A 24977-nucleotide genomic window follows, 5' to 3' on the forward strand; every position below is an offset into this window, starting at 1 on the left:
AAGCGGGAGAGGGTTAGGGTGAGGGAAAAGGTAATTACACTTCTTCGCTGAACTGCGGTACTGGATTGCGGAAGGTGCGCGTTACAAACGCCAGGTAAATAATCCCGACGGCTGCCCACACCAGGCCGAGGACCATTGAGGTCTCTTCCAGGTTAATCCACAGTGCACCCACTGTCAGCGCGCCCATCATCGGCAGCACCAGATAGTGAAGATGATCTTTCAGCGTCTTGTTACGCTTCTCACGGATCCAGAACTGGGCAATCACCGACAGGTTCACAAAGGTGAACGCCACCAGCGCACCGAAGTTAATCAGCGCAGTCGCAGTCACCAGGTCGAAGTTGATCGCCAGCAGCGCCACCGCACCCACCAACAGCACGTTCAGTGACGGCGTGCGGTATTTCGGATGCACAAAGCCAAAGAAACGCTGCGGGAAGACACCATCACGGCCCATCACATACATCAGACGTGAAACGCCCGCATGAGCGGCCATACCGGATGCCAGTACCGTCACCACAGAGAAAATCAGGATGCCGATTTGCAGGGCTTTACCTGCGACAAACAGCATGATTTCAGGCTGTGATGAATCCGGATTCTGGAAACGAGAGATGTCCGGGAAGTACAGCTGCAGGAAGTAAGACACCCCGATAAAGATCACACCACCAATCAGCGCGGTCAGGAAAATCGCGCGGGGGATGGTACGTTCTGCATCTTTGGTCTCTTCTGACAATGAGCTGATACCATCAAAGCCAAGGAACGAGAAGCACAGGATTGTCGCACCGGTAATCATCGGCACCACATGGGCATTCTCAGACCAGAAAGGCTTGCTGCTGGTCAGCGTACCTGCGCCAACACCACTTGCCACACCGTAGATCACCATACCGGTAATCACCACCATCACCACCACTTGCAGCACCACAATCACGCTGTTGAAGTTGGCCACGGTTTTGATACCACGCAGGTTGGAGATGGTCATAAAGGCCACCAGCAACACCACGAAAATCCACGACGGAATACCTGGCACCAGCGTCTCAAAGTAGCTTTTCGCCAGCAGGATGTTGATCATCGGCATGAACAAATAGTCCAGCAGTGATGACCAGCCCACCATAAAGCCGACGTGCGGACTGATAGCCTTCTGAGCATAGGTGTAAGCGGAGCCCGCAGATGGGAAGCGGCGTACCAGCTTGCCGTAGCTCACGGCGGTAAACAGTATCGCGATCAGCGCGAAAGCATAAGCGGTGGCGACGTGGCCGTCGGTTAATCCAGACACGATACCGAAAGTATCGAACAGGGTCATTGGCTGCATATACGCCAGGCCCATCATGACCACTGGGATCAAGGTCAGGGATTTTTTCAGGTGTGCACGCTGTGGTGCAGTGGTGTTAAGCGACATTGTTCAGGCCCCCAACAGAGGTGATCTGCGGGATACTGCGCAACGTGCTGCAGTGAGAAGTGATATTAGTGTTTGCGATTGTCGCCGCGCCGTAATCATCACGAAAGCGAGAACCAGCCTGCGCTGGTGCAATTGTAAACAGCCCCATCTTTGTTTTCCTCAAATCTCACGCCCAAGCGTGTTGTCAGTCTCTATCTATCCGGATGCGTGTCCGGCCTCGGTAATGTGTGTGGGTACTTCTTCCTACAAAAAAATAACCGACGTTATAAGCGTCGGTTATGTTTTGCATTTTGCAGGGGGCGTATTTTGCCCCAACTTATGCCATCGGCACAAGACGTTAGCGAAATTCTTCTCCCGGTCAGGCGTTTTTCAGCATCCAGTCGATTTCAGTGGCAGTGATAAGCCGTTCAAACTGCATCAACTCATTCTGTTTGCAGCTATGCCAGACTCCGCTGAAATGCTCACCCAGCAATTTTTGCAGCGGATAGCTGTTCTCAAACTCATACAGCGCATCGCTCTGGCGAACGGGTAATGGTAGCCCTTCCGCCTCATGGCCATTGCCCTGCACCGGGTGTGGTAAGGGTAGCTGAGTATCCAGACCATGCAGGATACCGGCAAGAATTGTTGACACCACCAGGTAAGGATTTGCATCCGCCCCGGCCACCCGATACTCCACGCGATGATTATCCGCATCGCCACAAGGAATACGCAACGCCACCGTGCGGTTGTTGTGCCCCCATGACGCCTGTAACGGCACATAGGCTTCCGGCAAGAAACGGCGGTAAGCGTTGACGTTGGGTGCCAGCAGCGCCATAGAAGCGGGCATCAAATCAATCATCCCGGCCAGCGCACGCTTCAACAAAGGTGAGTCGCTGCCATCATCGAGGGAAAACGCATTGTGATCGGCCGCATCCAACATACTGATATGCACATGCATACCGCTACCGGCGTACTCCTCATAGGGTTTCGCCATAAAAGTAGCCGTCATACCATGATTTTCAGCAACCTGACGCACCAGACGCTTCAGCAACACGGCGTGATCGCAGGCTTTTAAGATGTCGCGGGTGTGATGCAGATTGATTTCAAACTGGCCCGGAGAGGCTTCCGCCAGTGCGCCATCCGCAGGAATGCCCTGCTGGCGAGCGAGGTCGTCAATATCACGCAGAACATCGGCGAAATGATCGAGATTATCGACCGAATAGACCTGGCTCTGCATATTGCGTTCATCACTACCCGGCGCACACGGCGGCTGGATATACCCCTCCGCATCACGCTTTTTATCGACCAGATAGAACTCCAGCTCTACCGCTACCACCGGGAATAGCCCTCGATTGCGCAGTTGCTGCCACAAGCGGTTGAGGACATTGCGGGGTTCAACGTCAAAGGGAGTGCCATCTTGGTTACACATGGTGAGTAACAGCTGCGCGATACGTTGTGGATCGGCGCCTGAAGGGATTAAGGTGCCAGGAATCGGCATGCAGAGATTGTCGGGTTCGCCCAGTGACTGTCCAAGTCCGGCTTCTTCGACGGTATTACCGAGGATATCCATGGCGTAAACCGAGGCGGGGAAATAACAGCCTTTATCCAGTTTTGCCAGTGCGGCAATGGGAATGCGCTTACCGCGAAACACCCCATTTAAATCATTAAGAAGAATATCGACATACTGCGTTTCAGGATGGCGTTCCAGCCAGGTTTTAACCTCCAGCTGGAACGCGCTTGTTCGTTTCTCTTCACTGTGCCGCGTGAAGTCTTCTACTTCTACGAGGTTCGTCATGTTCCCACCCGCCCTTTACCGTTTAGTATTGGTTCGCGCAATGCTCAAAATAACAGCCACTCTTCTAACATAGCTCCAACGCAAAAAGTGTGCAAATGTAACAAATATGGTGGAAGAACGAACAGACGGTTGCTAGATTGACAATATATTGCACACTTTTTAGACCAGACCCGCAAAAACGGTGAAAATATTGAACAGCAACGCGGAGACGTTATGGGCATTATTTTTGACAAACCCTTGATTGGCGTAGTGATGTGTCAAAACCACATTGGTAACCATCTCGGGCAGACGGTTCACAATAAATATCTTGATGCCATCGTCCTTGCCGGTGGTGTGCCCTTGCCTTTACCGCAACAACTGATGCAGGCCCCTCATCTATTAGAAAACAGTATGACGCTGCTGGATGGCATTTTGCTGACCGGCAGCCCGAGTAATATTGAACCCTGGCATTATGGTGAAGAAGGCAAAGAGGAGCATGCCGATCCGGCGCGCGATCGCCTCGCCTTCGGTTTGATTACCCATGCCATCGGCAAGAAGATGCCGATCTTTGGCATTTGCCGCGGCCTGCAAGAGCTGGTGGTGGCGAATGGTGGCTCCCTGTATCGCCAACTGCATATGACGCATCTTTTCCAGGATCATCGGGAAGATGATGCGCTGCCCCTCGATCAGCAATACGCACCGGTGCATGAAGTGCAACCAGAAGCCGACGGCCTACTCAGCCAAGTGCTGGGCAGTGCTGACGCGATTGCCGTGAACTCTTTGCACGGTCAAGGGATTCGCGAAACAGGCCCGCAGTTACGCATTGAAGCACGTGCGCCTGATGGACTGATTGAGGCGGTGAGTTTAACTCAGCACCCGTTTGCCCTGGCGGTGCAGTGGCATCCGGAGTGGCATTCCGATCAAGATCCGGTCTCGCAACGTCTGTTCGCGGCCTTTATCCACGCTGCTGTCTGTTACCACAAGGAAAAACAGCCATGAATGATGCCACTCTGGCGCCCGGACGACGTTTGTCGCAAATCCGGCAGGAGTTGGGATTGTCTCAGCGTCGCGTCGCTGAGTTGTCAGGATTAACGCACAGTGCCATCAGCACCATTGAGCAGGATAAAGTCAGCCCGGCGTTAAGCACCTTGCAGAAATTGCTCAAGGTATATGGCCTGTCGCTGTCGGAGTTTTTCTCTGAACCGAAAGTGAACAGCACGCCGCGAGTGATTGTGCGCCCGGAAGAGTGCGTGGAAATCGGCAGTCTGGGCGTGTCCTTGCGCCTGGTGGAAAACGGTGCAGAAAAACGCGCGCTGGCGATGCTGCTGGAGCGTTATGAACCCGGCGCCAGTACCGGTGAGAAATTGCGCCATCCTGGTGAAGAGACCGGTACCGTGCTGGAGGGCGAAATCACCTTGGTGGTGAATGGCCAAAGCTATCATCTCTATTGTGGTGAGAGCTACGTAATCGATACCGGGTTGCCACACAGTTTTACCAATACGTCAGAACAACCGTGTCGCATTATCAGTGCGCATACGCCGGCGAATTTTTAACGTCCCGCGTTAAAGGAGGGTCTCATGCAACATGTAGGAAGTTATTACGCGGCCACGGCTAACGCGCATGAAGTTTGGCCAGAACTGCAGGAATCGGTGCAGTGTGACGTGTGTATTATTGGCGGAGGATTTACCGGCCTCTCCTCTGCATTGTTTTTAACCGAAGCCGGTTATGACGTGGTGGTACTCGAAGCTGCAAAAGTCGGGTTTGGGGCCAGCGGGCGTAACGGCGGCCAGGTGGTGAACTCCTACAGCCGCGATGTCGATGTGATTGAGCAGCGATACGGCAAGGACGTGGCGGCCATGCTCGGCAGCATGATGTTTGAAGGCGCAGAGATTATTCGCGATCGTATCGATCGTTACGCCATCGCCTGTGACTATCGCCCCGGTGGTATTTTTGCCGCGCTCAATCAACGTCAGATGGGCCACTTACGCAGTCAAAAAGCCAACTGGGCGCGTTATGGCAATCACGATTTAGAGTTGTTAGATGAGCGCGGTATTCGCCGCGAAGTAGCAACCGATCGCTACGTCGGTGGATTGCTGGACAAGCGAGGCGGACATTTGCATCCGCTTAATCTGGCACTGGGTGAAGCCGAAGCGATACGCCGCCACGGTGGTCGCATTTACGAACAGTCCGCGGCACTGGATGTGAAATATGGCGAACCGCATCGGGTGAAAACCGCTAAAGGCGAAGTGACGGCGACCTTTGTGATATTTGCCGGTAATGCCTATCTGCCCTCGCAATTGGAACCGCGCCTGAGCCGCAAAAGCATGCCGTGCGGCTCGCAGATCGTCACAACCGAACCCCTGAGCCGTGACCAGGCATTGGGTTTGCTGCCGAATAACCACTGCGTAGAAGACTGCAATTATCTGCTGGACTACTTCCGCCTGACCGCCGACAACCGCCTGCTGTACGGTGGCGGCGTGGTGTATGGCGCACGCGAGCCGGATGATATTGAAGCGCTGATTCGGCCCAAGCTGCTAAAAACCTTCCCACAGCTGAAGGATGTGAAGATTAGCCATCGCTGGAGCGGTAACTTCCTGCTCACGCTGTCACGCATGCCGCAGTTTGGGCAGGTTGAGAAAAATGCGTTCTTTATGCAAGGGGATAGCGGACATGGCGTGACCTGCACCCACCTGTCAGGGAAGTTGATCGCTGAAGTGCTGCGCGGGCATGCGGAAAGATTTGATGCGTTCGCGAAACTGCCGCACCTGCCGTTCCCAGGAGGGAGGCGGTTTAAGGTGCCGCTCACGGCGATGGGCGCGGTGTGGTATGCGTTAAGGGATCGGTTGGGGGTTTAAACGCAACGCATTGTAGCGGCTCAATTTATTGCGCGGGTTTAAAAAAACGCGCGATAAATCGCGCCGCTACCATCTATAAAATGTGGGTTAATTTTAAGATCATTATGCAACACGCACTCGCAGCAGTTTACGTATCACTGTCACTCCTTTACCAAAACTTGCTATAACCCTACGGTAATGCGAGGATCAGGCACTTTCATTTAAAGGGTGCAGAAATGCTTAGGTTGTTTGCGAGGTATACTTCTGTCGGAGTGGTTAATACAGCCATCCATTGGGCAGTTTTTGGTGCGCTCTTAGCCAGTGGTGCCAAGCAATCTACGGCTAACCTTGCTGCCTTCTGTGTTGCTGTCACATTCTCCTTCTTCGCCAATGCGAAATGGACCTTTAACGCCGAAGCCACCACCGCGCGATATTTCCTCTATATATTCTTTATGGGAGCCATGGCGGTGTCAGTCGGTTGGACAGCAGACCGCCTTCATATTAACCCCATCGTGACACTGATTTTCTTCTCCGCACTGAGTCTGGTTTGCGGCTTCGTCTATTCGAAGTTTTTTGTGTTTAGGAAAAGTTAATGAAATTCTCTTTGATCGTTCCAGTGTTGAATGAAGAGGAGGCCATTCCCCTCTTTTATAATGCTGTGCGCGAATTTGAAGCCTTTAAAGAACACAGCCTTGAGTTGGTGTTTATTAATGATGGTAGCACCGACAGCACTGAGGTAGTGTTAACGCAATTAGAAGCCAATGACAACCTGGTGAAGCACATTTCATTTACCCGTAACTTTGGTAAAGAACCGGCACTTTTTGCCGGACTAGAAGCCGCAACGGGCGACGCCATTATCCCTATTGATGTGGACTTGCAGGATCCCATTGAAGTCATTCCTGAGATGATTGAGAAATGGCAGCAAGGTGCAGACATCGTGCTCGCTAAACGCGTTGACCGTAGTACAGACTCTCACCTAAAGCGAAAAACAGCCGAATGGTTTTATAAATTACACAACAAAATCAGCTCACCTAAGATTGAAGAGAACGTGGGTGATTTTCGCTTGATGTCACGCGAGGTGGTTGAAAATATCAAACTGCTTCAAGAGCGTAATTTATTTATGAAAGGCGTACTGAGTTGGGTCGGCGGTAAAACAGCCGTTGTTGAATATGCCCGCGCTGATCGCGTAGCGGGTACGACGAAGTTCAATGGTTGGAAACTGTGGAATTTGGCACTGGAAGGGATCACTTCGTTTTCGACCTTCCCGCTGAGAATATGGACGTATATTGGGTTGTTTGTTGCTGCCCTGTCTTTTATCTATGGTGCATGGATGTTGATAGATACCATATTTTGGGGTAACCCAGTGAAGGGTTATCCTTCGATTATGGTTTCAATGCTGTTTTTAGGTGGCGTTCAACTTATCGGCATTGGTGTGCTTGGTGAGTATATTGGTAGGATTTATATTGAGAGCAAAGGGCGACCTAGATATATAAAATCAAAAAAAATGACACCGCAGGTTTGTGAAGATAACATGAAAAAAAAACAAACTAACATGCTTATCAACTTACAATACTGATGACAATAAGAAATGAGATTGCTTGATAGATCAATTCGAGGATTAATATAGTGAAGCTTAATTACATCCTGAAAGCCAGGCCGTTGCTGCTAAAACAGTACGAGTTACATCATGGAAATTGCATGCCCCACAAAAAAACAATGATTATTCTTACAGAAGCATTAAGAAGGACCCCACATGAGTCTTTGTAAATCGATTGATTTTAACCATGAAAAACTTAATACATTTAAATATGCTTTTTTCGCAGCATTTATTTCTTACTGCGTCATGTATGGGTTCGAACTAACTCATTTCACCTTATCAATTGATGAAGACTTTTTTGATAATTACCATCATACAATTGAGCTTGGAAGATGGGGCCACGCCATCATTAGGAAATATATTCTTCCTGAACCATTCGCACCATTTTTTACTATGGCCTTATCCATAGTAATCACAAGTATTGCAACAGCATTAGCTGGAACCTATCTCTTCGAGCAAAAGCACAAATCAATTTGCTTCTCTATAATTTGTGCATCAATTCCTCTTTTGGCATATCAATTTCAATTCCAGAATCAAGCTGACACATTGTCTATTTCGATACTTCTGGCAACATTAATGGCTATGGTTTTTGATGGGGAACTGAAATGGATAATCAAATCTCTTGCATTTATTGTCATGGGCATCATGTCAATGTCAATATATCAGAGCATCATTTTAATGCCAGTGGCTTTAATACTAAGTAGAGAACTCATTAATTCAATGAATGGTAATTCATCATTGAAAAATGGATTAAAGAAGATACTTTTCCTTTTGTCTCTCATTATTTCTGTTTATGCATTCTATTCAATTGCAACACATTTAGTTCAAAGGATAACCCATATCCCTCCTACATCGTACCTGACCGATATGGCATCATGGGGTAAGGATTCATCCAGTAATGTTTTGAAGGGGATTTTTACCCACTTAAAGTGGAGGTTGGCTAACAAATCTCATTTCGGATTAGGGATCTATTGGATAACAATTTGCTCAATAATTGCAGTGATCGCGCATGCTATATCAAGAAAAAATATTTATCCGGTACTTGTTGTAATTTGCGTTTATCTTTTCCCATTTTCTCTGGATATAATTACTGGATCATGGCTGCCTGCTAGAACGCTTACGCAGATGCCCATTTGCTTTGCAGCACTTGTAGTTATTACATTTTTTGATGTAGAAAGAACATTTCTTTACGCTGTATCATTAACCCTTCTTTGTATAGGCTCAGCAAATTCAAACAGGATGTTTTACGCAGATTACGTAACAAATCAACAAGACACCCAGTTAAGCCAGATGATGCTGAGCGACCTTTTCAGGCAGTATCCAACATTCTCAGCTAGAAGAGATAAAATTTACTTTTATGGCAATGATCCTCTGAATAATAAATGGAAGCCAAATAACTCCGAAAACTTCGGGATGTCATTCTTCCAGTATGGTGACAGCAGAATAGTTCAATATATAAACATGACTAGCTTCTTGAGTTTACAGCGTGTTGATGATCGTATTATAAAAGAGAATCATGCGAAAATAGAAAACATGCCTTGCTGGCCACAAAATGGCTCTATTATGAGGGATGATAATAATTACATAATAAAATATTGTTCGACTTCATTCTAGAATAAAATTTGGAGGGCATACTTTATGCACGCCCTCCAAATTAACAAGTTAATTCCAGTTAAAATACTAAAGATTACTTTTATATAATCCATTGATTAATATACGACCCCATGTAAACATAACGTGAAGTAAAGTTGTGAATTTTGACTTTCAATAACATTCAAAAAATTTAAATTGTAAGTTTAAAAAATTACCTTATAAGCTTTTATTAATGTGCTGTCCAATGAAATTTCAGTACTCCATAATCACTAAAGCGGCATTTTTACTAGGCCTAAATAACGGTAATCAAATCCCTGCTAATTGCAGATCTTCGCACCATCAACCACTTTACCTGTATCGCTCCTACTCTGCCGCAAATGTCGGGGGCCTTAATCCCACCAGCTTTGAAACAAACGGATAAAAGTCGTCATGCGCAGTGTGTGTCCATAAGCGCAAGGTTAGGTAACCGGACGATCACCGTAAAACTACATTCACAACATCAACAAGATGCAACAGATAGACAGGTGCGAGCCATTATCCAGCCCTATTTTGCCCGCCAGGAACGTCCTGAATTGCGGTTTGGTCTGACTAACCCACCGAGGTGTCTAATATATTCATCTACGTTGGTGCCGATCAGAGCGTGCAGAGGCTGAATTGATGCTACTCTGCCCTATCACTTGGTTTGTACGGGATGGTGGGGGGGTTATTTGGTGCTCATTGCACTACTATTGAAATTTCTTTTTCTAATAATTTCATATGGACTTTCCACCATATAATACATAAAAATCCCAAAGACTAAAATAAATGCGACCAGAGGAATACCATATGAACTTTTGGATGGAAAGCCAAATGCTACATAAATGTAATTATAAAGATATATAGAAAATGACATTCTTCCAATCCATGAAAAAAATCTTACGAAAAATGAATTTCGAAGGTTTTGCGTGATACTTTGACTCATAACAGAAACCATTAGCAAACCAAACACTGATGAAACCAAAAGCTCATAAAACTTATTAACCTTGATATAAATTGGATCTATACACATCATTGATACATACAGAGCAATCAAGAAATATAACTGTGCCCTGCCACTTAAGTAACCCTTGAGAGCATCTTTTTTCAGATAAAGAACCCACCCTAAAATAAAAACATAGAGATAAGATGCAATACCCCACGTCAAAATAACATTATCAGATGCGATTAGATGGATGGACAATGACAATCCGAAAAGAAATATGACAAGCAACACCCTCTTGATATCACTATTGAAGATTACCATTAGCACTGGCAGCATTAAATAAAACTGCATTTCTACAGCTAGTGACCAAAACACACCCGAGATAGAATACATTGTTTTAATGTTAAAATTGTGAATATATAAAACATGCGTAAAAATATCTATCAAACCTGCGCTTTTGGGTAATAAGTGAAATATATTGACTGCTACTATCCAAAAAATTACCGCAAAATAATATGGGACTGAGATTCTAAAGAATCTTTTTGCGAGGTATTTCCTATATAAGGTTAAGGTTACCCCTCTGGACTGCATGGAGTTTGTTGCCATCCCCATACAATATCCAGATATAACAAAAAATATACCAACCCCCATCCATCCGTTTAAAATGGGATTGTAAACATTCAATCCTAATACAGTAAAATTAGGGTTTATGTGTCGATATACGTGATAGAAAGAAACCAGAATAACGGCCATTGCCCTAAAACAGTCAATCGTACAATTGCGATTATCCATAAATTCGCCATATCTTTGGGTAAGTATCATGTCGTTATGTTAACGCTTCCCTAAAGAATAGGCACCAATATCTTTACTAAATTATGGGTAATTTTTTTCGCTTAAGATTGCGGGTTTTCAGGGCTATAATCGCCAACATTCGAATTAAGTTACTACATGAATAATTTAATGTTCGACTCATACGTTCGGTTTCTATTAATGCGCTGCCCTATAACAGCGCAATTAACCCACAAATCACTCTAACGGCATCTTCATCGGGTCATCATAGCTGTACTCAAACCCTAGCTCGTTGCAAATCTTCGAGCCATCCACCACTTTGCCAGCTGTTCGCTCAGCCTCAGCCGCAAACGTCGGTGGCACCAAGCCAAGCTGTTTGGAAACAAACGGATAAAAGTCATCACGTGCGGGGTGTTTCGAGGCACAGAGGTTATACACCCGGCCGCCCTTCGGTGTTTGTAGCAACAGCACAATCGCATCCACCACATCATCCAGGTGCACCAGATTGACGGCGTGACCACCATTATCCAACCCGGTTTTACCTGCCAGGAAACGCCCTGGATGGCGATTCGGTCCGACTAACCCGGCGAGGCGCACAACATCGACGCTGGTGCCAGGCAGATCGTGCAGCCAGTTTTCTAGCTCTACCAGTGTTTTACCGGCGACGCTTTCAGGTTGAAGCGCACTACTCTCCTTCATCACGCCGGAACCGGTGCCGTACACCGATGACGAGCTGGTAAAAATAATACGGGGGACTTTATGCGCTAACGCGGTATCGACCACGTTCTGCACCGCTTGCATGTAATCTTCACCACCCTGTACGGTGCGGCTGGCAGGTAAGGTCACCACCAGCGCATCCACCGCCATCAGCGTAGCTAACTCATCTGCTTCACACTCGATCTCGGGTGTCAGCACCAGTTGAAATGCCTCAATCCCGCAGCGACGCGCAGCATCGACACCATCCGGGGAAGTTTTGCTGCCGGTGACCTGCCAGCCGCGTGCCGTTAACGCCATTGCCAGCGGCATACCGAGCCATCCCAGACCTACAATCGCGACTTTTTTCATACTGACTCCTGCTTTACAGCGCTAAGACACTTCATCTTAGTCCCAGCGCTTATGGCAAACCAGCGCAAACTGTTGCGGAAGGTTCCGAGAACTGACGTTAAAAAAGGGTTGCCAAGAGCGGCTATCTTCGTTAGGTTAATCAGCACGCAAATGAATACTCATTCAGCAACGGAATTTACTATGACACGCGTTCAGTTCAACCATCATCACCATCATCCTGACTAGTCTTTCAGGCGATGTGTGCTGGGAGACGATTAGGATCTTCCAGTGGTGCGAACGCAAAGAGAGCCCCCGGAAGATCATCTTCCGGGGGTTTTTTATGGGCGGACGCAACCCAACTGAGTTCAGACAGGATTGAATAAGAGGACAGGAAACATGTTAGATAACACCCGTATTCGCATAGCTATGCAGAAATCTGGCCGTTTAAGTGATGAATCACGCGAATTGCTGGCCCGCTGCGGTATCAAAATCAACCTTCAGCAGCAGCGTCTGATTGCGTTTGCGGAGAACATGCCTATTGATATCCTGCGCGTGCGTGATGACGATATCCCAGGCCTGGTAATGGACGGTGTGGTTGATCTCGGTATCGTCGGTGAAAACGTATTAGAAGAAGAGCTGCTGGACCGCCGCGCACAAGGTGAAGACCCGCGTTACTTCACCCTGCGTCGCCTCGATTTCGGCGGTTGCCGCCTCTCCCTGGCGATGCCAGTGGATGCCGAATACACCGGTCCACAGTGCCTGCAGAACTCACGTATCGCCACCTCTTATCCACACCTGCTGAAGAAATACCTTGATAAACAAGGCGTTTCTTTCAAATCCTGCCTGCTAAACGGCTCGGTTGAAGTGGCGCCACGCGCTGGCCTGGCGGATGCGATTTGCGACCTGGTGTCTACCGGTGCCACGCTGGAGGCCAACGGCCTGCGTGAAGTTGAAGTGATCTACCGTTCTAAAGCGGTGCTGATTCAACGTGACGGCGAGCTGCCAGCGGCGAAACAAGAACTGATCGACAAAATGATGACGCGTATTCAGGGCGTGATTAAAGCGCGTGAATCTAAGTACATCATGCTGCACGCGCCAAGCGAGCGCCTGGAAGAAGTGATCGCCCTGCTGCCAGGTGCTGAGCGCCCTACCGTGTTGCCGCTGGCAGGTGAAGTGAGCCGCGTCGCAATGCACATGGTCAGCAGCGAAACCCTGTTCTGGGAAACCATGGAAAAACTGAAAGCGCTGGGTGCCAGCTCGATCCTCGTACTGCCAATCGAAAAAATGTTGGAGTAACAGCATGAGCACAATCATGACCCCGATTGACTGGCAACAGTGTGATGAACAGCAGCAGCAGGCGCTGCTGATGCGTCCGGCGATTTCTGCGTCGGCGAGCATCAGTGAAATCGTGCGCGATGTGCTGGCGAAAGTGAAAGAACAAGGCGATGACGCGCTGCGCGAGTTCAGCGCGCGCTTCGACAAAGCGCAGGTGGAAAACCTGCGTGTCACACCTGAAGAGATGCAGGCGGCAAGCGATCGCCTGAGCGATACGCTGAAGCAGGCGATGGCGGTTGCGGTAGCTAACATCGAAACCTTCCACAATGCACAGATTTTGCCCGCAGTGGATATTGAGACGCAGCCAGGCGTACGCTGCCAGCAAATCACCCGCCCGGTGAAATCCGTTGGCTTGTATATTCCTGGCGGCTCCGCCCCGCTGTTCTCAACCGTGTTAATGCTGGCCACGCCAGCACGTATTGCCGGTTGTGGTCGTGTGGTGCTCTGTTCACCGCCGCCGATTGCCGATGAGATTCTGTACGCGGCGCAATTGTGCGGCGTGAAAGAAGTGTTTCAGGTAGGCGGTGCGCAAGCGATTGCCTCTCTGGCTTTCGGTACCGAAACCGTGCCAAAAGTGGACAAAATCTTTGGCCCGGGGAATGCCTACGTCACGGAAGCCAAGCGCCAGGTCAGCCAGCGTCTGGATGGCGCGGCGATTGATATGCCAGCCGGTCCTTCTGAAGTGCTGGTGATTGCAGATGAAGGTGCAACCCCGGCGTTTGTCGCTTCTGACCTGTTATCGCAGGCGGAACACGGCCCAGATTCACAGGTTATCCTACTGACACCTTCACTGAAGCTGGCCGAGGGCGTCGCGCTGGCGGTTGAAGCGCAGCTGGCACAGTTGCCACGCGCCGCAACCGCACGCCAGGCGCTGGAAAGCAGCCGTCTGATTGTGCTGCGCGATCTGGCACAGTGCGTGGAAATTTCTAACCTGTATGGTCCAGAGCACCTGATCATTCAAACGCGCCAGCCGCGTGATCTGGTGGATGCGATCACCAGCGCCGGTTCCGTGTTCCTCGGCGACTGGTCACCGGAATCTGCGGGGGATTACGCTTCCGGCACCAACCACGTATTGCCGACTTACGGTTATACATCCACTTGCTCCAGCCTGGGGTTAGCGGATTTCCAGAAACGTATGACAGTGCAAGAGTTGACGCCGCAAGGCTTCCTCAACCTGGCCGCCACCATTGAAACCTTAGCTGCCGCGGAGCAGTTAGAAGCCCACAAAAACGCCGTTACCCTGCGGGTTGCCGCGCTGAAGGAGCAAGCATGAGCATTGAAGATTTAGCCCGCGCCAACGTGCGTGCATTGACGCCTTATCTCTCTGCGCGTCGTTTAGGCGGTAACGGTGATGTGTGGCTGAACGCCAACGAATTCCCGCTGCCGGTGCCGTTTGAGCTGTCTCAGCAAACGTTGAACCGTTATCCAGAGTGTCAGCCTAAAATTGTGATTGAGCGCTACGCTGCCTATGCCGGTTTGTCGCCAGAGCAAGTGCTGACCTGCCGTGGAGCCGATGAAGGCATTGAACTGCTGATGCGCGCTTTCTGCGAGCCGGGAAAAGATGCGATCCTGTTCTGCCCGCCGACGTACGGCATGTACAGCGTCAGCGCCGAAACCATCGGCATTGAGTATCGCACCGTCGCCGCGCTGGATAACTGGCAACTGAATCTGCCTGCCATTGCCGAGCAACTGGACGGCGTTAAAGTGGTCTACATGTGTAGCCCGAACAATCCGACCGGCAACCTGATCAATCCTGACGACATCCGCAAGTTACTCGACATGACCGCCGGTAAAGCACTGCTGGTCGCCGATGAAGCCTATATCGAGTTCTGCCCGGAAGCGACACTGGCGGGATGGTTAACAGAGTATCCACACCTGGTGATTCTGCGCACACTGTCGAAAGCCTTTGCGCTGGCGGGCCTGCGTTGTGGCTTCACCCTGGCGAACAAACCGGTGATCGATCTGCTGATGAAGGTCATCGCGCCTTACCCGCTGGCCACCCCGGTTGCCGATGTAGCGGGACAGGCGCTGAGCGAGCAAGGCATCGCGCTGATGCGTCAGCACGTGGCGGAGCTTAACGCTAACCGCGCCTGGCTGTTTGAGCAGTTAGCACAGCTGAGCATGGTGCAGCAGGTGTTCCCGAGCGAAACCAACTACATTCTGGCGCGCTTCACCGATTCGCCAAAAGTGTTTAAAACGCTGTGGGATCAAGGCATTATTCTGCGCGACCAAAACAAAAACCCCGGCCTTGCGGGATGCCTGCGCATCTCCATCGGCACCCGTAAAGAGTGCGAGCGCCTGATCGCCGCGCTGCAAGCCTTATCAGTGGAGCAAGCATGAGTCAGAAGACCCTTTTTATCGACCGCGATGGCACCATCATCTCCGAACCGCCAACCGATTATCAGGTGGATCGCATGGAGAAGCTGGCGTTTGAAAAGAACGCCATTCCTGCGCTGCTGGCACTGCAAAATGCGGGCTATCAGTTGGTGATGATCACTAACCAGGACGGTCTGGGCACCGACAGCTTCCCGCAGGCGGATTTCGATGGCCCGCACAACCTGATGATGCAGATTCTGACCTCACAGGGCGTCAACTTCAGCGATATCCTGATCTGCCCGCACATGCCTGAAGACAACTGCGATTGCCGCAAGCCGAAAACCAAAATGGTGGAAGCCTGGCTGGCACAAGGTGCACTGGATACCGCCAACAGCTATGTGATCGGCGACCGTCTTACCGATATTCAGCTGGCAGAGAATATGGGCATTCAGGGCCTGCGTTATGGCGCAGAAGGCATTGACTGGGATGCGATTCAAACGCAACTGACCAAGCGTGACCGCTATGCGCTGGTGAAACGCAATACCAAAGAAACGCAGATTAGAGTCGAAGTGTGGCTGGACCGTGAAGGCGGCAGCAAGATCAACACCGGCGTTGGCTTCTTTGATCACATGCTGGATCAGATTGCGGTACACGGCGGCTTCCGCATGAATATCGATGTTAAAGGCGACCTGTATATCGACGATCACCACACCGTGGAAGATACCGGTCTGGCGCTGGGTGAAGCCCTGCTGAAAGCGCTGGGCGACAAACGCGGTATTGGTCGTTTCGGCTTCGTACTGCCGATGGACGAGTGCCTGGCGCGTTGTGCGCTGGATATATCTGGCCGTCCACACATCGAATTCAAAGCCGAGTTCAGCTATCAGCGCGTTGGCGATCTCAGCACCGAGATGGTTGAGCACTTCTTCAGCTCCCTTTCCTACGCCATGATGAGTACGCTGCACCTGAAAACCAAAGGTAAGAACGACCACCATCGTGTGGAAAGCCTGTTCAAAGCCTTTGGTCGCACGCTGCGTCAGGCGATTCGCGTCGATGGCAACACCCTGCCGAGTTCGAAAGGAGTGCTGTGATGAACGTGGTGATTCTCGATACCGGCTGCGCCAACCTCTCTTCGGTTAAGTGGGCGATTGAGCGCCTCGGCTATACGCCCGTGGTGAGCCGCGATCCGGATGTGGTGCTGCGTGCCGATAAGCTGCTGCTGCCAGGCGTGGGCACCGCGCAGGCCGCCATGGACCAGTTGAAAGAACGTGACTTAATCGACCTGATTAAAGCCTGTACGCAACCGGTGCTAGGGATTTGCCTCGGTATGCAGTTGCTGGGACGCGGTAGCGATGAGAATGGCGGCGTGACCACGCTGGGCCTGGTGGATGAGCCGGTCTCGTTGATGGATACGCAAGATCTACCGCTGCCGCACATGGGCTGGAACCAGATCACCTCACAAGCGGGCAATCACCTGTTCCGTGATATTCCAGACGGCAGCTATTTCTATTTTGTGCACAGCTACGCCATGCCAGTGAATGCCGCCACCATCGCACAGTGCGATTACGGCCACCCGTTCACCGCTGCGTTGCAGAAAGATAACTTCTACGGTGTGCAGTTCCACCCGGAGCGTTCTGGCAAAGCAGGCGCGCAGTTGCTGAAAAACTTCCTGGAGATGTGATGATTATCCCCGCATTAGATTTAATCGACGGCAAAGTGGTGCGTCTGCATCAGGGCGACTACGGCCAACAGCGCGACTACGGCAGCGATCCATTGCCACGTCTACAGGATTACGAACGCCAGGGCGCGGAAGTGCTGCATCTGGTGGATTTAACCGGCGCGAAAGATCCGGCTAAGCGCCAGATCCCTCTGCTCACTACTCTGCTGCGCGGCGTCAACGTGCCAGTGCAGGTCGGCGGCGGTATCCGCAATCGTGACGACGTTGCCGCCCTGCTGGCAGCCGGCGCCACGCGTGTGGTGGTTGGCTCCACCGCCGTGAAGCAGCCAGAGGAAGTGAAAAGCTGGTTTAACGAGTTTGGTGCCGATGCCATCGTGCTGGCACTGGATGTGCGTATCGACGCCAGTAATCGCAAAGAAGTGGCGATCAGCGGCTGGCAGGAAGCGGCCGGTGTGACGCTGGAAGAAGTGATTGGCTGGTATCAACCTGTCGGCCTGAAGCACGTACTGTGCACCGATATCTCACGTGATGGCACCCTGAGCGGCTCCAACGTCGAACTGTATAAAGAGGTGTCTGCCGCGTTCCCCGATATCGCTTTCCAGTCTTCTGGCGGCATCGGCTCGCTGGATGATATCGCTGCCTTGCGCGGCAGCGGCGCACAGGGCGTGATTGTCGGCCGTGCGTTGTTAGAAGATAAATTCACAGTGGCGGAGGCGATTGCATGCTGGCAAAACGGATAATTCCTTGTCTCGATGTGCGTGACGGGCAAGTGGTGAAAGGCGTTCAATTCCGCAACCACGAAATCATCGGCGATATCGTGCCACTGGCGCAGCGTTATGCGCAGGAAGGCGCTGACGAGCTGGTGTTCTATGATATCACCGCCTCTTCCGATGGCCGTGTCGTCGATAAAAGCTGGGTGTCACGCGTTGCGGAAGTGATCGATATTCCGTTCTGCGTAGCCGGTGGCATTAAAACCCCGGAAGACGCGGCGCGTATTCTGCAGTTTGGTGCGGACAAGATCTCCATCAACTCCCCTGCACTGGCAGATCCGACGCTGATTACCCGTCTGGCCGATCGCTTTGGCGTGCAGTGCATCGTGGTAGGCATTGATACCTGGTTCGATGAAGCTACCGGTAAGTATCACGTTAACCAGTACACCGGTGACGAGTCACGTACACGCGTCACCACCTGGGAAACCCTCGACTGGGTGCAGGAAGTGCAGAAGTTGGGCGCGGGCGAAATCGTACTGAATATGATGAACCAGGATGGCGTGCGCAACGGCTATGATCTGATACAGCTGAAGAAAGTGCGTGACGTGTGTAGAGTGCCACTGATCGCCTCTGGCGGCGCGGGCACCATGCCGCACTTCCTCGAAGCCTTCGAGCAAGCGAACGTGGATGGCGCTCTGGCTGCTTCCGTGTTTCACAAACAAATTATCAATATCGGCGAGTTGAAAAACTTCCTGATCGACAACGGTGTGGAGATTCGCGCGTGTTAACTGCAGAACAACTGGCCAAACTGGATTGGGCCAAAACCGCGGGCATGATGCCTGTTATCGTCCAGCACAATGTCTCTGGCGAAGTGCTGATGCACGGTTATATGAATGAGGAAGCGCTGCAAAAGACGCTGGCGGAAGGCAACGTCACCTTCTTCTCGCGCACCAAAAACCGCTTGTGGACCAAAGGTGAAACCTCAGGTCACTTCCTGCAGGTGGCGAGCATCACACCTGATTGCGATAACGATACGCTGTTGGTGCTGGCGAATCCGATTGGGCCGACCTGCCACTTGGGCACATCAAGCTGCTTCTCGCCTGCCGCACCTGATTGGGCGTTCCTGTATCAGCTGGAGCAGCTGCTGGCTTCACGTAAGAGTGCCGATCCGGAAAGCTCTTACACCGCAAAACTGTACGCCAGCGGCACCAAGCGCATCGCGCAGAAAGTGGGTGAGGAAGGTGTGGAAACCGCGTTGGCAGCTACGGTAAATGACCGCCACGAGCTGACCAATGAAGCCTCTGATTTGCTGTATCACCTGATGGTGCTGTTGCAGGATCAAGATTTGGATCTGAGCACCATCATCAACAACCTGCGTGCACGTCATAAGTAACGGATTGTGCACTATGCTGCTCAGAATTGGCTTTTTATGGCGATTTTGAGCAGTATGCTTCTCAAAACTGAACATCACCGCATCAGAATGAGCAACATACTGCTCATTTGCAGAAACTGCATTTAAAACGCGAATATCGCCTTTTGCTCATTTAGCATCCTCTTCATATTTGACTAATTGGAATCTCATAATGAGTCCATTTGAACGCGAAGCAGCCTTCCTTGATCTTTTAGAAGAAGCAATCAAGAGCGACTTAACTCATGGAAAATTGCTTCGTAAGATTCGAAAAGAACTACTGGGATTTTCACAGGATCGATATGCCAATTTAGCGGGGATGAGCCGCCGCACTTTATCCGATGTCGAACAGGACAAAGAGAGCATCACGTTAACGACATTGAATCGCGCTTTTAAGCCGCTAGGATTGAAGCTGGGTTTGTTGCCTCGCCAGACACATATGATGCAGGTACTACTCACCAATCTTATTCAACACGGAGAGTCTCATGACCACTCATGAAAAACTGCTCGCCCTGCTCGATCAGCACAACGCTCGTTACCGACTCATGGAACATGAAGCGACCGGGAAGTGTGAGGCAGTGGCCGCCATCCGCGGGACAGAGGTGGGACAAGGGGCCAAAGCGCTGGTGTGCCATGTGAAAGGCAACGGCATCAAACAGCACGTACTGGCGATCTTACCCGCCGACCAACAAGCAGACCTGAGCAAAGTCGCTGAAGCGGTGGGTGGCCGTCGCGCTTCGTTGGCTTCTCCCGCAGAAGTGGGTGCCTTAACCGGCTGTGTGTTCGGAGCCATTCCGCCCTTCAGCTTCCATCCTAATTTGCAGTTGGTGGTTGACCCCATGCTGTTCGAACGCTACGACGAAATTGCCTTTAATGCTGGCTTACTGGAGAAATCCGTGGTGCTTAATGTGGCGGATTACCGCAAGCTGCATAATGGTAACGTTCTGAAAATAATCTGCTAATTGCCATGGCTGACGGTGAGCGGTACTCTGCGTGATTCCACATCACGAAAAAAGAAGACCGTTATTATGGCAAGTTCTCGTTTTACCGCCCGCCTGCGTCAGACGCTGGCTCTGGCTGTGCTGGCAGGTTGTGCGTTTGGCGCTCAGGCAAAGATTGATCAGGTTCGTTTCGCCGTTGACCCAACCTATCCTCCATTCGAATCCAAAACCCCACAAGGCAAGCTGGTTGGCTTTGATATCGACCTTGGCAACGCGCTGTGCGAGCAGATGAAAGCCAAATGCGTCTGGGTCGAGAGCCAGTTTGACGGCATGATCCCGGCACTGAAAGCACGCAAGTTCGACGCGATTCTCTCGGATATGGGCATCACCGAAGAGCGCCTGAAGCAGATTGACTTCACCGTGCCGCTTTACGATACGCACACCCAACTGATCGCGCGCAAAGGCTCTGGTCTGCTGCCGACCGCTGAATCCCTGAAAGGTAAAACCGTGGGTGTTGAGCAGGGAACCGTACAGGAACGCTATGCGCTGGCAAAATGGCAGCCACACGGTGTACAAGTGGTTCCTTATGGCGATCAGGCACAGGTTGAGAGTGATCTGATCTCTGGGCGTCTTGATGTAGTGTTCACTGATGCCGCCCAGGCCGCTAATGGTTTCCTGAAGCAGCCACAGGGCAAAGACTTCGAACTGGCAGGTCCGATTGTACAAGACCCGATCATCGGCCCAGGCACCGCCATTGGTTTGCGTAAAGGCGATGAAGAGCTGAAAACTGCCCTTGTTAACGCATTCGCTGAAATCAAAAAGAACGGCACTTTCGACAAGATTCAGAAGAAGTACTTCGCGACTGACATCTCCATTCAGCAGTAACGTATGGTATTTGGTAGGGGCGGCCTGCAGGCCGCCCAGCCGCTGGATTCCATTGTTCAGTACACATAATTCACTGCTTTTATTCCGCTCATTTTCACAGCAGCACTATAATTCCAATCAATAAATTTTAGGCACGAATCTTTAGGTGCCGTAGAGACAGGACATCGACAACCTCATGCAACAGCAACATCATCCTCTGTTGAGTGCTTCCCTTGGAACACAGCGCGAAATCGTTAGCTTCCACTTCGGTACCGATTCCCAGCAGCGCGTCTATATTCAGGCCGCCTTACACGGTGATGAGCTGCCCGGTATGGCGGTAGCGTGGTATTTAAAACACAAACTGCTGGCACTGGAATCCGCCGGACAGCTTAAATCAAAGATCACCCTGGTGCCGGTCGCCAACCCCTTAGCGATGGGCCAGCACTGGCACGGCAGCCATCTGGGACGCTTCCATACCTTATCAGGTCAGGATTTCAACCGTCGCTTCCCGGCATTGGGTGAAACCCTGGCCGCCGAACTTGCGGATTCACTGACGCAAAGTGAGTACGAAAACAAACGTCTGATTCGCGAAGCGATTGACCGTCATTATCGCGACCGTATTGCCAAGACTGAGCTGGATTCGCAGCGCTTTACCCTGATGCGCATGGCCAGCCAGGCGGATCTCATGATCGATCTGCACTGCGACTGGGATGCACTGCCACACCTCTACACCACTCCGCATGCCTGGCAGGACATCGAACCGCTGGCGCGCTGGCTAGGCAGTGAAGTGCAGTTGCTGGCGCAAATTTCCGGTGGAGAGCCATTTGATGAAGCCTGCTGCGAGCCGTGGTTAACACTGGCAGAGCGGTTTGGTGATAAGTACCCCATGCCGCGTGGATTGCTGCCTGTGACGCTGGAGTTGCGCGGTGTGGCAGACGTTGCGCCGGAGCAAGCTGAAAAAGATGCCGATGCGATTATCAATGCGCTGATTGAAGGTGGCTATATTGCCGGTGAGTTGAGTGAATCCCCTGCCCTGATCAACCCAGCCACGCCGTTAGCAGGCTGTGAGTATATTCATGCGCCGCACTCTGGGCTGCTGTTAAACCGCCGTAAACTTGGGGAATGGATTAAGCCCGGTGAAGTGGTGGCTGAGATTGTTGACCCGATTACCGACCAAGTGACACCGCTGTTTGCTGAGTTTGGTGGCGTGCTGTATGCGAGGAATTTGATGAAGTTTGCGACGGCGGGGATGCTGGTGGTGAGGCTGGCTGGGGAAAATGCAGGGCGTGAGGGGGAGTTGTTGGTGGTTTGAAAAAAACTTAAAGTTAAACAGCAGTGCTAGCCGTTAATCGCTCAGCACTGCGAATCATCAAGTCTTAACGGTAGATCTTCTTACTTAAAAAGTCCTTGAATTTACTTGAGATGTCGAAAGTAGCGTAGGCTAAAAGAAAACTTAAAGAAATCCCCATAGCGCCACAATAAATAAGTGAAGTCTTATCAAGGTTCTGGAAGTTAATCTTTGATGAGATAATTGATAAAATTTGATGATGATATAGAAAGGCTAAAAAGGAATACTTCGATAAGAAAGAGATTATATGATTCGAATGAATGAATTTAAGAGCATATTCATAAACAACAACTAAAATCACTAATATCGATGAGAAAAGAGGTATATTCCTGGATTCATTAATCACCATATCTCTATGATCATGAATAGAGTAGCCTAAGACAACAGCAACCGCCACTATAGTAATGTACTTCAATAGTTGGTGATTTTTATTAGCAATTGCTTCAAAAAGGACCATACCTAGAATGAACTCTGGCAATCGCGCAATAGGATTCCATATGTCTCGTTTATTCCAAAATGGTATATGCTCGTATAAAAAAACATTATAATGTATTGAGGTAATAGCCAAGCCTACTGCAACAATATAAGTCACAGCTTTACTGCGACGATATAGCGCAAGTATCCCAGGAAAAATCACATACATCAAAATGATGAAACCTACAAACCACTCACCAATCAAATAAAAAGTCTGGACCCTTTGAGATAAAAAGCCATCCAAACCTAGCAAAGTCCAGAAAATCTTTAAGAAATCACCTTGAAAAATTACTCTACCACTAAAAACAAACAGTACAACTGCCGTTATGAAATAGGCAATATAGTATGAGGGGAATATTGAAAGGAAACGTCGTTTATAAAAATCCGAAAGGTTAAAATTTGATTTAATTGAGTTATAAATCCCACCACCTGAAATAATAATAAAGAAAGAAACACCAAGACCACCAAAAAAGGAAAAATATATCTGGATATATTAACATCCATTTTTTTTGTCATAGAGTATGACCGCTGCATAATGGAAGATGATAATGAACAATACAGATAATGCTCTTACAAAATCGAGCGATTCAATCTTTTTCCTTTCCAAAGGTCTGCTCCAACTTGGTTATAGTGCAAATTGTCAATTATAAATTAAAAAGAAAAAATCACTTCAGTAGGGAAACTAGAAAATTAGAAATTTTCCACATAATGGTTTCATCACTCTTCTTTATGCTCCGTTCTGATTCATGATATTTAAAAGAAGCATGGTCGACCGAAGAGAATATATCCTTAATTGAGCTGTTTATAATTGCAACTTTTTCATTAGATGGCTTTCTTGACGCTAATGACAGGATAAAAAGCATACCTTTTAATGTTGGTGTTAACTTCTCTCCAATATCAAAAAATTCATCGCTTTTGAATAGTTCATAATAGGATAATTGTTCCGACAAAGACAATGTGTGTGGTGCAGGTTGTAACCTTTTCAAGTCAGGATGTCTCTGCGAAATTGCGCTAAATCCTAAGTAGTCCCAAGGGAATGATATTTTATTATTATCCTTGGAATTTGAAAAGTTCGAATTGGATAAACTGGACGTCACGGATTCAATATTTATCTCAATGTAATCAACGCCGTGATCTTTTTCAAAACAAAGAAAGTTTTTTAAATTGTATTCGAAAGGCAACACCTTCTTGATTGTAGCCATAGCGACACTATCACCAGTAATATAGATCTTCTTTTCAATACTTAATTTTTTAAAGAAATCAGAAATAACGAACTCTATAATTTTTAAACTAGCGTATACACTTTCATGTGGTTCAAGCTTCATAATACATTTTGTTAGAAAGACATAACCAAGTGTCGAAGGATGAAGATCGTTGTCTATGTAAAAGTTCTTGAGAACAGAACTGGGAATTTCTAAGCATCTTAGATACGATGGCTCACAATACTTTCCAATTAACATTTCTTCATTTAAGGTTGGATGAGTATAGATCCCATTTACATCGACGTGATGTTGAGTGGAAATGTTTTCAGCCCTCCTCATTAGTAACGTCCATGGTATAATATTTATATTAGGGTACGATGAACGCCATTTATCTAGCCCTTGTAGATAGAAACCGTACATTTTTCTATCATTTTCAGGCGTCAAAAACTCCCCATGTATATTAATGTAAACCTTATCTTGGCTGAGGACATCCTTTCCCTCGGCAAGAATGTTATTTCCAAAACGATAATCACCTAGAATAAGATGAATTTTTGAGCCAGAATCCAATGACTCTGATACCTTATTAAAAATATTATCGCTCCATGTTGGTGCTCCTCCCATACCTATGAACACAGGCTCATCAATGTCGGCTGGTAGACAATTGCTGCTTTTTGCGTGTTGCATCCTTACAACATGTGAAGGACCAACAATTAAATTCTTCATTGAAAACTCGCTATGTTCAT

The 24977-nt window shown here is 49.4% G+C and carries 25 protein-coding genes and 1 other annotated feature; of the genes, 19 read left to right on the plus strand and 6 right to left on the minus strand.

Annotated elements, in window-relative coordinates:
* Positions 1-34: 34 nt before the first annotated feature.
* Both PSSD_RS20640 and PSSD_RS20645 read right to left on the minus strand, forming a co-directional pair.
* Entirely contained in the window at positions 35-1390 is a 1356-nt protein-coding gene (locus tag PSSD_RS20640) for an APC family permease (RefSeq protein WP_058973508.1), read from the minus strand.
* Between the two features lie 358 nt (positions 1391-1748).
* Entirely contained in the window at positions 1749-3164 is a 1416-nt protein-coding gene (locus PSSD_RS20645) for a glutamine synthetase family protein (protein WP_058973509.1), read from the minus strand.
* Between the two features lie 213 nt (positions 3165-3377).
* Between PSSD_RS20645 and puuD the strand changes: the two genes are divergently transcribed.
* The 6 genes from puuD to PSSD_RS20675 all read left to right on the plus strand — a co-directional run bounded on the left by puuD (position 3378) and on the right by PSSD_RS20675 (position 9188).
* Positions 3378-4142: a gamma-glutamyl-gamma-aminobutyrate hydrolase gene (gene puuD, locus PSSD_RS20650; protein WP_058973510.1), complete on the plus strand. Its 765-nt coding sequence runs from the start codon at positions 3378-3380 to the stop codon at positions 4140-4142.
* Positions 4139-4696, plus strand: coding sequence for an HTH-type transcriptional regulator PuuR (puuR, locus tag PSSD_RS20655; protein ID WP_058973511.1), 558 nt, complete (start codon positions 4139-4141; stop codon positions 4694-4696). Before puuD ends, puuR begins: the two co-directional genes overlap by 4 nt.
* A gap of 24 nt (positions 4697-4720) precedes the next feature.
* Entirely contained in the window at positions 4721-5998 is a 1278-nt protein-coding gene (locus tag PSSD_RS20660; protein ID WP_058973512.1) for an NAD(P)/FAD-dependent oxidoreductase, read from the plus strand.
* Between the two features lie 215 nt (positions 5999-6213).
* A complete protein-coding gene (locus PSSD_RS20665) occupies positions 6214-6570 on the plus strand; it encodes a GtrA family protein (protein WP_058973513.1) in 357 nt (118 codons plus the stop codon).
* Positions 6570-7553 carry a glycosyltransferase family 2 protein gene (locus PSSD_RS20670; RefSeq protein ID WP_082672339.1) on the plus strand — a complete coding sequence of 328 codons (984 nt, stop codon included), beginning with the start codon at positions 6570-6572 and terminating at the stop codon, positions 7551-7553. The genes PSSD_RS20665 and PSSD_RS20670 overlap by 1 nt, the downstream gene beginning before the upstream one ends.
* A gap of 177 nt (positions 7554-7730) precedes the next feature.
* The gene (locus tag PSSD_RS20675) at positions 7731-9188 is read left to right on the plus strand and encodes a glucosyltransferase domain-containing protein (protein WP_058973514.1); all 1458 of its coding nucleotides are present in this window, start codon (positions 7731-7733) and stop codon (positions 9186-9188) included.
* A 682-nt stretch (positions 9189-9870) separates the two neighbouring features.
* Here the strand turns inward: PSSD_RS20675 and PSSD_RS20680 are convergent.
* Both PSSD_RS20680 and PSSD_RS20685 read right to left on the minus strand, forming a co-directional pair.
* Entirely contained in the window at positions 9871-10920 is a 1050-nt protein-coding gene (locus PSSD_RS20680; protein WP_071885733.1) for an acyltransferase family protein, read from the minus strand.
* Between the two features lie 234 nt (positions 10921-11154).
* On the minus strand, positions 11155-11982 hold the full coding sequence (locus tag PSSD_RS20685; RefSeq protein ID WP_058973515.1) for an SDR family oxidoreductase: 828 nt from the start codon (positions 11980-11982) through the stop codon (positions 11155-11157).
* Between the two features lie 180 nt (positions 11983-12162).
* On the opposite strand from PSSD_RS20685, the gene hisL reads away from it, so the two are divergent.
* The 13 genes from hisL (at position 12163) to PSSD_RS20745 (ending at position 22522) form a co-directional block, all read left to right on the plus strand.
* On the plus strand, positions 12163-12207 hold the full coding sequence (hisL, locus tag PSSD_RS27985) for a his operon leader peptide (protein WP_200546086.1): 45 nt from the start codon (positions 12163-12165) through the stop codon (positions 12205-12207).
* Positions 12183-12303 (plus strand) — a sequence feature (His leader region). (Overlaps the previous gene by 25 nt.)
* Positions 12304-12357: 54 nt before the next feature.
* Positions 12358-13257 carry an ATP phosphoribosyltransferase gene (gene hisG, locus PSSD_RS20690; protein ID WP_034824735.1) on the plus strand — a complete coding sequence of 300 codons (900 nt, stop codon included), beginning with the start codon at positions 12358-12360 and terminating at the stop codon, positions 13255-13257.
* A 4-nt stretch (positions 13258-13261) separates the two neighbouring features.
* A complete protein-coding gene (hisD, locus tag PSSD_RS20695) occupies positions 13262-14569 on the plus strand; it encodes a histidinol dehydrogenase (protein ID WP_058973516.1) in 1308 nt (435 codons plus the stop codon).
* Entirely contained in the window at positions 14566-15636 is a 1071-nt protein-coding gene (gene hisC, locus PSSD_RS20700; RefSeq protein ID WP_039327854.1) for a histidinol-phosphate transaminase, read from the plus strand. The genes hisD and hisC overlap by 4 nt, the downstream gene beginning before the upstream one ends.
* Positions 15633-16700, plus strand: coding sequence for a bifunctional histidinol-phosphatase/imidazoleglycerol-phosphate dehydratase HisB (gene hisB / locus PSSD_RS20705; protein ID WP_058973517.1), 1068 nt, complete (start codon positions 15633-15635; stop codon positions 16698-16700). The genes hisC and hisB overlap by 4 nt, the downstream gene beginning before the upstream one ends.
* Positions 16700-17290 carry an imidazole glycerol phosphate synthase subunit HisH gene (gene hisH / locus PSSD_RS20710; protein WP_058973518.1) on the plus strand — a complete coding sequence of 197 codons (591 nt, stop codon included), beginning with the start codon at positions 16700-16702 and terminating at the stop codon, positions 17288-17290. Before hisB ends, hisH begins: the two co-directional genes overlap by 1 nt.
* Entirely contained in the window at positions 17290-18027 is a 738-nt protein-coding gene (gene hisA, locus PSSD_RS20715) for a 1-(5-phosphoribosyl)-5-[(5-phosphoribosylamino)methylideneamino]imidazole-4-carboxamide isomerase (protein WP_039327847.1), read from the plus strand. The genes hisH and hisA overlap by 1 nt, the downstream gene beginning before the upstream one ends.
* Positions 18009-18785 (plus strand): imidazole glycerol phosphate synthase subunit HisF, encoded by a 777-nt coding sequence (hisF, locus tag PSSD_RS20720; RefSeq protein WP_039327846.1) that lies wholly within the window; start codon positions 18009-18011, stop codon positions 18783-18785. Before hisA ends, hisF begins: the two co-directional genes overlap by 19 nt.
* Complete coding sequence (hisIE, locus tag PSSD_RS20725) at positions 18779-19390, plus strand: bifunctional phosphoribosyl-AMP cyclohydrolase/phosphoribosyl-ATP diphosphatase HisIE (protein WP_039327843.1); 612 nt, start codon at positions 18779-18781, stop codon at positions 19388-19390. Before hisF ends, hisIE begins: the two co-directional genes overlap by 7 nt.
* A 190-nt stretch (positions 19391-19580) precedes the next feature.
* Positions 19581-19904: a helix-turn-helix domain-containing protein gene (locus tag PSSD_RS20730; RefSeq protein ID WP_058973519.1), complete on the plus strand. Its 324-nt coding sequence runs from the start codon at positions 19581-19583 to the stop codon at positions 19902-19904.
* Positions 19891-20367, plus strand: a complete 477-nt coding sequence (locus PSSD_RS20735; RefSeq protein WP_058973520.1) for a YbaK/prolyl-tRNA synthetase associated domain-containing protein — start codon at positions 19891-19893, stop codon at positions 20365-20367. The genes PSSD_RS20730 and PSSD_RS20735 overlap by 14 nt, the downstream gene beginning before the upstream one ends.
* Before the next feature lie 66 nt (positions 20368-20433).
* On the plus strand, positions 20434-21231 hold the full coding sequence (locus tag PSSD_RS20740) for an ABC transporter substrate-binding protein (RefSeq protein ID WP_058973521.1): 798 nt from the start codon (positions 20434-20436) through the stop codon (positions 21229-21231).
* A 175-nt stretch (positions 21232-21406) separates the two neighbouring features.
* The gene (locus PSSD_RS20745; RefSeq protein ID WP_058973522.1) at positions 21407-22522 is read left to right on the plus strand and encodes a succinylglutamate desuccinylase/aspartoacylase family protein; all 1116 of its coding nucleotides are present in this window, start codon (positions 21407-21409) and stop codon (positions 22520-22522) included.
* Positions 22523-22586: 64 nt separating this feature from the next.
* Here the strand turns inward: PSSD_RS20745 and PSSD_RS20750 are convergent, their stop codons facing one another.
* Both PSSD_RS20750 and PSSD_RS20755 read right to left on the minus strand, forming a co-directional pair.
* Positions 22587-23522, minus strand: coding sequence for an acyltransferase family protein (locus PSSD_RS20750; protein WP_082672340.1), 936 nt, complete (start codon positions 23520-23522; stop codon positions 22587-22589).
* Between the two features lie 175 nt (positions 23523-23697).
* Positions 23698-24977 (minus strand): hypothetical protein (locus tag PSSD_RS20755; protein WP_235589263.1); only part of this gene is annotated, 1280 nt, incomplete at its 5' end.

It is taken from the genome of Type-D symbiont of Plautia stali, assembly GCF_001485335.1.
Taxonomy (GTDB): domain Bacteria; phylum Pseudomonadota; class Gammaproteobacteria; order Enterobacterales; family Enterobacteriaceae; genus Pantoea; species Pantoea vagans_C.

What these genes read in the sequence shown, in the direction of transcription:
- PSSD_RS20640 (WP_058973508.1), bottom strand. Translation starts at nt 1,390, where the DNA reads ATGTCGCTTAACACCACTGCACCACAGCGTGCACACCTGAAAAAATCC.
- PSSD_RS20645 (WP_058973509.1), bottom strand. Translation starts at nt 3,164, where the DNA reads ATGACGAACCTCGTAGAAGTAGAAGACTTCACGCGGCACAGTGAAGAG.
- puuD (WP_058973510.1), top strand. Translation starts at nt 3,378, where the DNA reads ATGGGCATTATTTTTGACAAACCCTTGATTGGCGTAGTGATGTGTCAA.
- puuR (WP_058973511.1), top strand. Translation starts at nt 4,139, where the DNA reads ATGAATGATGCCACTCTGGCGCCCGGACGACGTTTGTCGCAAATCCGG.
- PSSD_RS20660 (WP_058973512.1), top strand. Translation starts at nt 4,721, where the DNA reads ATGCAACATGTAGGAAGTTATTACGCGGCCACGGCTAACGCGCATGAA.
- PSSD_RS20665 (WP_058973513.1), top strand. Translation starts at nt 6,214, where the DNA reads ATGCTTAGGTTGTTTGCGAGGTATACTTCTGTCGGAGTGGTTAATACA.
- PSSD_RS20670 (WP_082672339.1), top strand. Translation starts at nt 6,570, where the DNA reads ATGAAATTCTCTTTGATCGTTCCAGTGTTGAATGAAGAGGAGGCCATT.
- PSSD_RS20675 (WP_058973514.1), top strand. Translation starts at nt 7,731, where the DNA reads ATGAGTCTTTGTAAATCGATTGATTTTAACCATGAAAAACTTAATACA.
- PSSD_RS20680 (WP_071885733.1), bottom strand. Translation starts at nt 10,920, where the DNA reads ATGGATAATCGCAATTGTACGATTGACTGTTTTAGGGCAATGGCCGTT.
- PSSD_RS20685 (WP_058973515.1), bottom strand. Translation starts at nt 11,982, where the DNA reads ATGAAAAAAGTCGCGATTGTAGGTCTGGGATGGCTCGGTATGCCGCTG.
- hisG (WP_034824735.1), top strand. Translation starts at nt 12,358, where the DNA reads ATGTTAGATAACACCCGTATTCGCATAGCTATGCAGAAATCTGGCCGT.
- hisD (WP_058973516.1), top strand. Translation starts at nt 13,262, where the DNA reads ATGAGCACAATCATGACCCCGATTGACTGGCAACAGTGTGATGAACAG.
- hisC (WP_039327854.1), top strand. Translation starts at nt 14,566, where the DNA reads ATGAGCATTGAAGATTTAGCCCGCGCCAACGTGCGTGCATTGACGCCT.
- hisB (WP_058973517.1), top strand. Translation starts at nt 15,633, where the DNA reads ATGAGTCAGAAGACCCTTTTTATCGACCGCGATGGCACCATCATCTCC.
- hisH (WP_058973518.1), top strand. Translation starts at nt 16,700, where the DNA reads ATGAACGTGGTGATTCTCGATACCGGCTGCGCCAACCTCTCTTCGGTT.
- hisA (WP_039327847.1), top strand. Translation starts at nt 17,290, where the DNA reads ATGATTATCCCCGCATTAGATTTAATCGACGGCAAAGTGGTGCGTCTG.
- hisF (WP_039327846.1), top strand. Translation starts at nt 18,009, where the DNA reads ATGCTGGCAAAACGGATAATTCCTTGTCTCGATGTGCGTGACGGGCAA.
- PSSD_RS20730 (WP_058973519.1), top strand. Translation starts at nt 19,581, where the DNA reads ATGAGTCCATTTGAACGCGAAGCAGCCTTCCTTGATCTTTTAGAAGAA.
- PSSD_RS20735 (WP_058973520.1), top strand. Translation starts at nt 19,891, where the DNA reads ATGACCACTCATGAAAAACTGCTCGCCCTGCTCGATCAGCACAACGCT.
- PSSD_RS20740 (WP_058973521.1), top strand. Translation starts at nt 20,434, where the DNA reads ATGGCAAGTTCTCGTTTTACCGCCCGCCTGCGTCAGACGCTGGCTCTG.
- PSSD_RS20745 (WP_058973522.1), top strand. Translation starts at nt 21,407, where the DNA reads ATGCAACAGCAACATCATCCTCTGTTGAGTGCTTCCCTTGGAACACAG.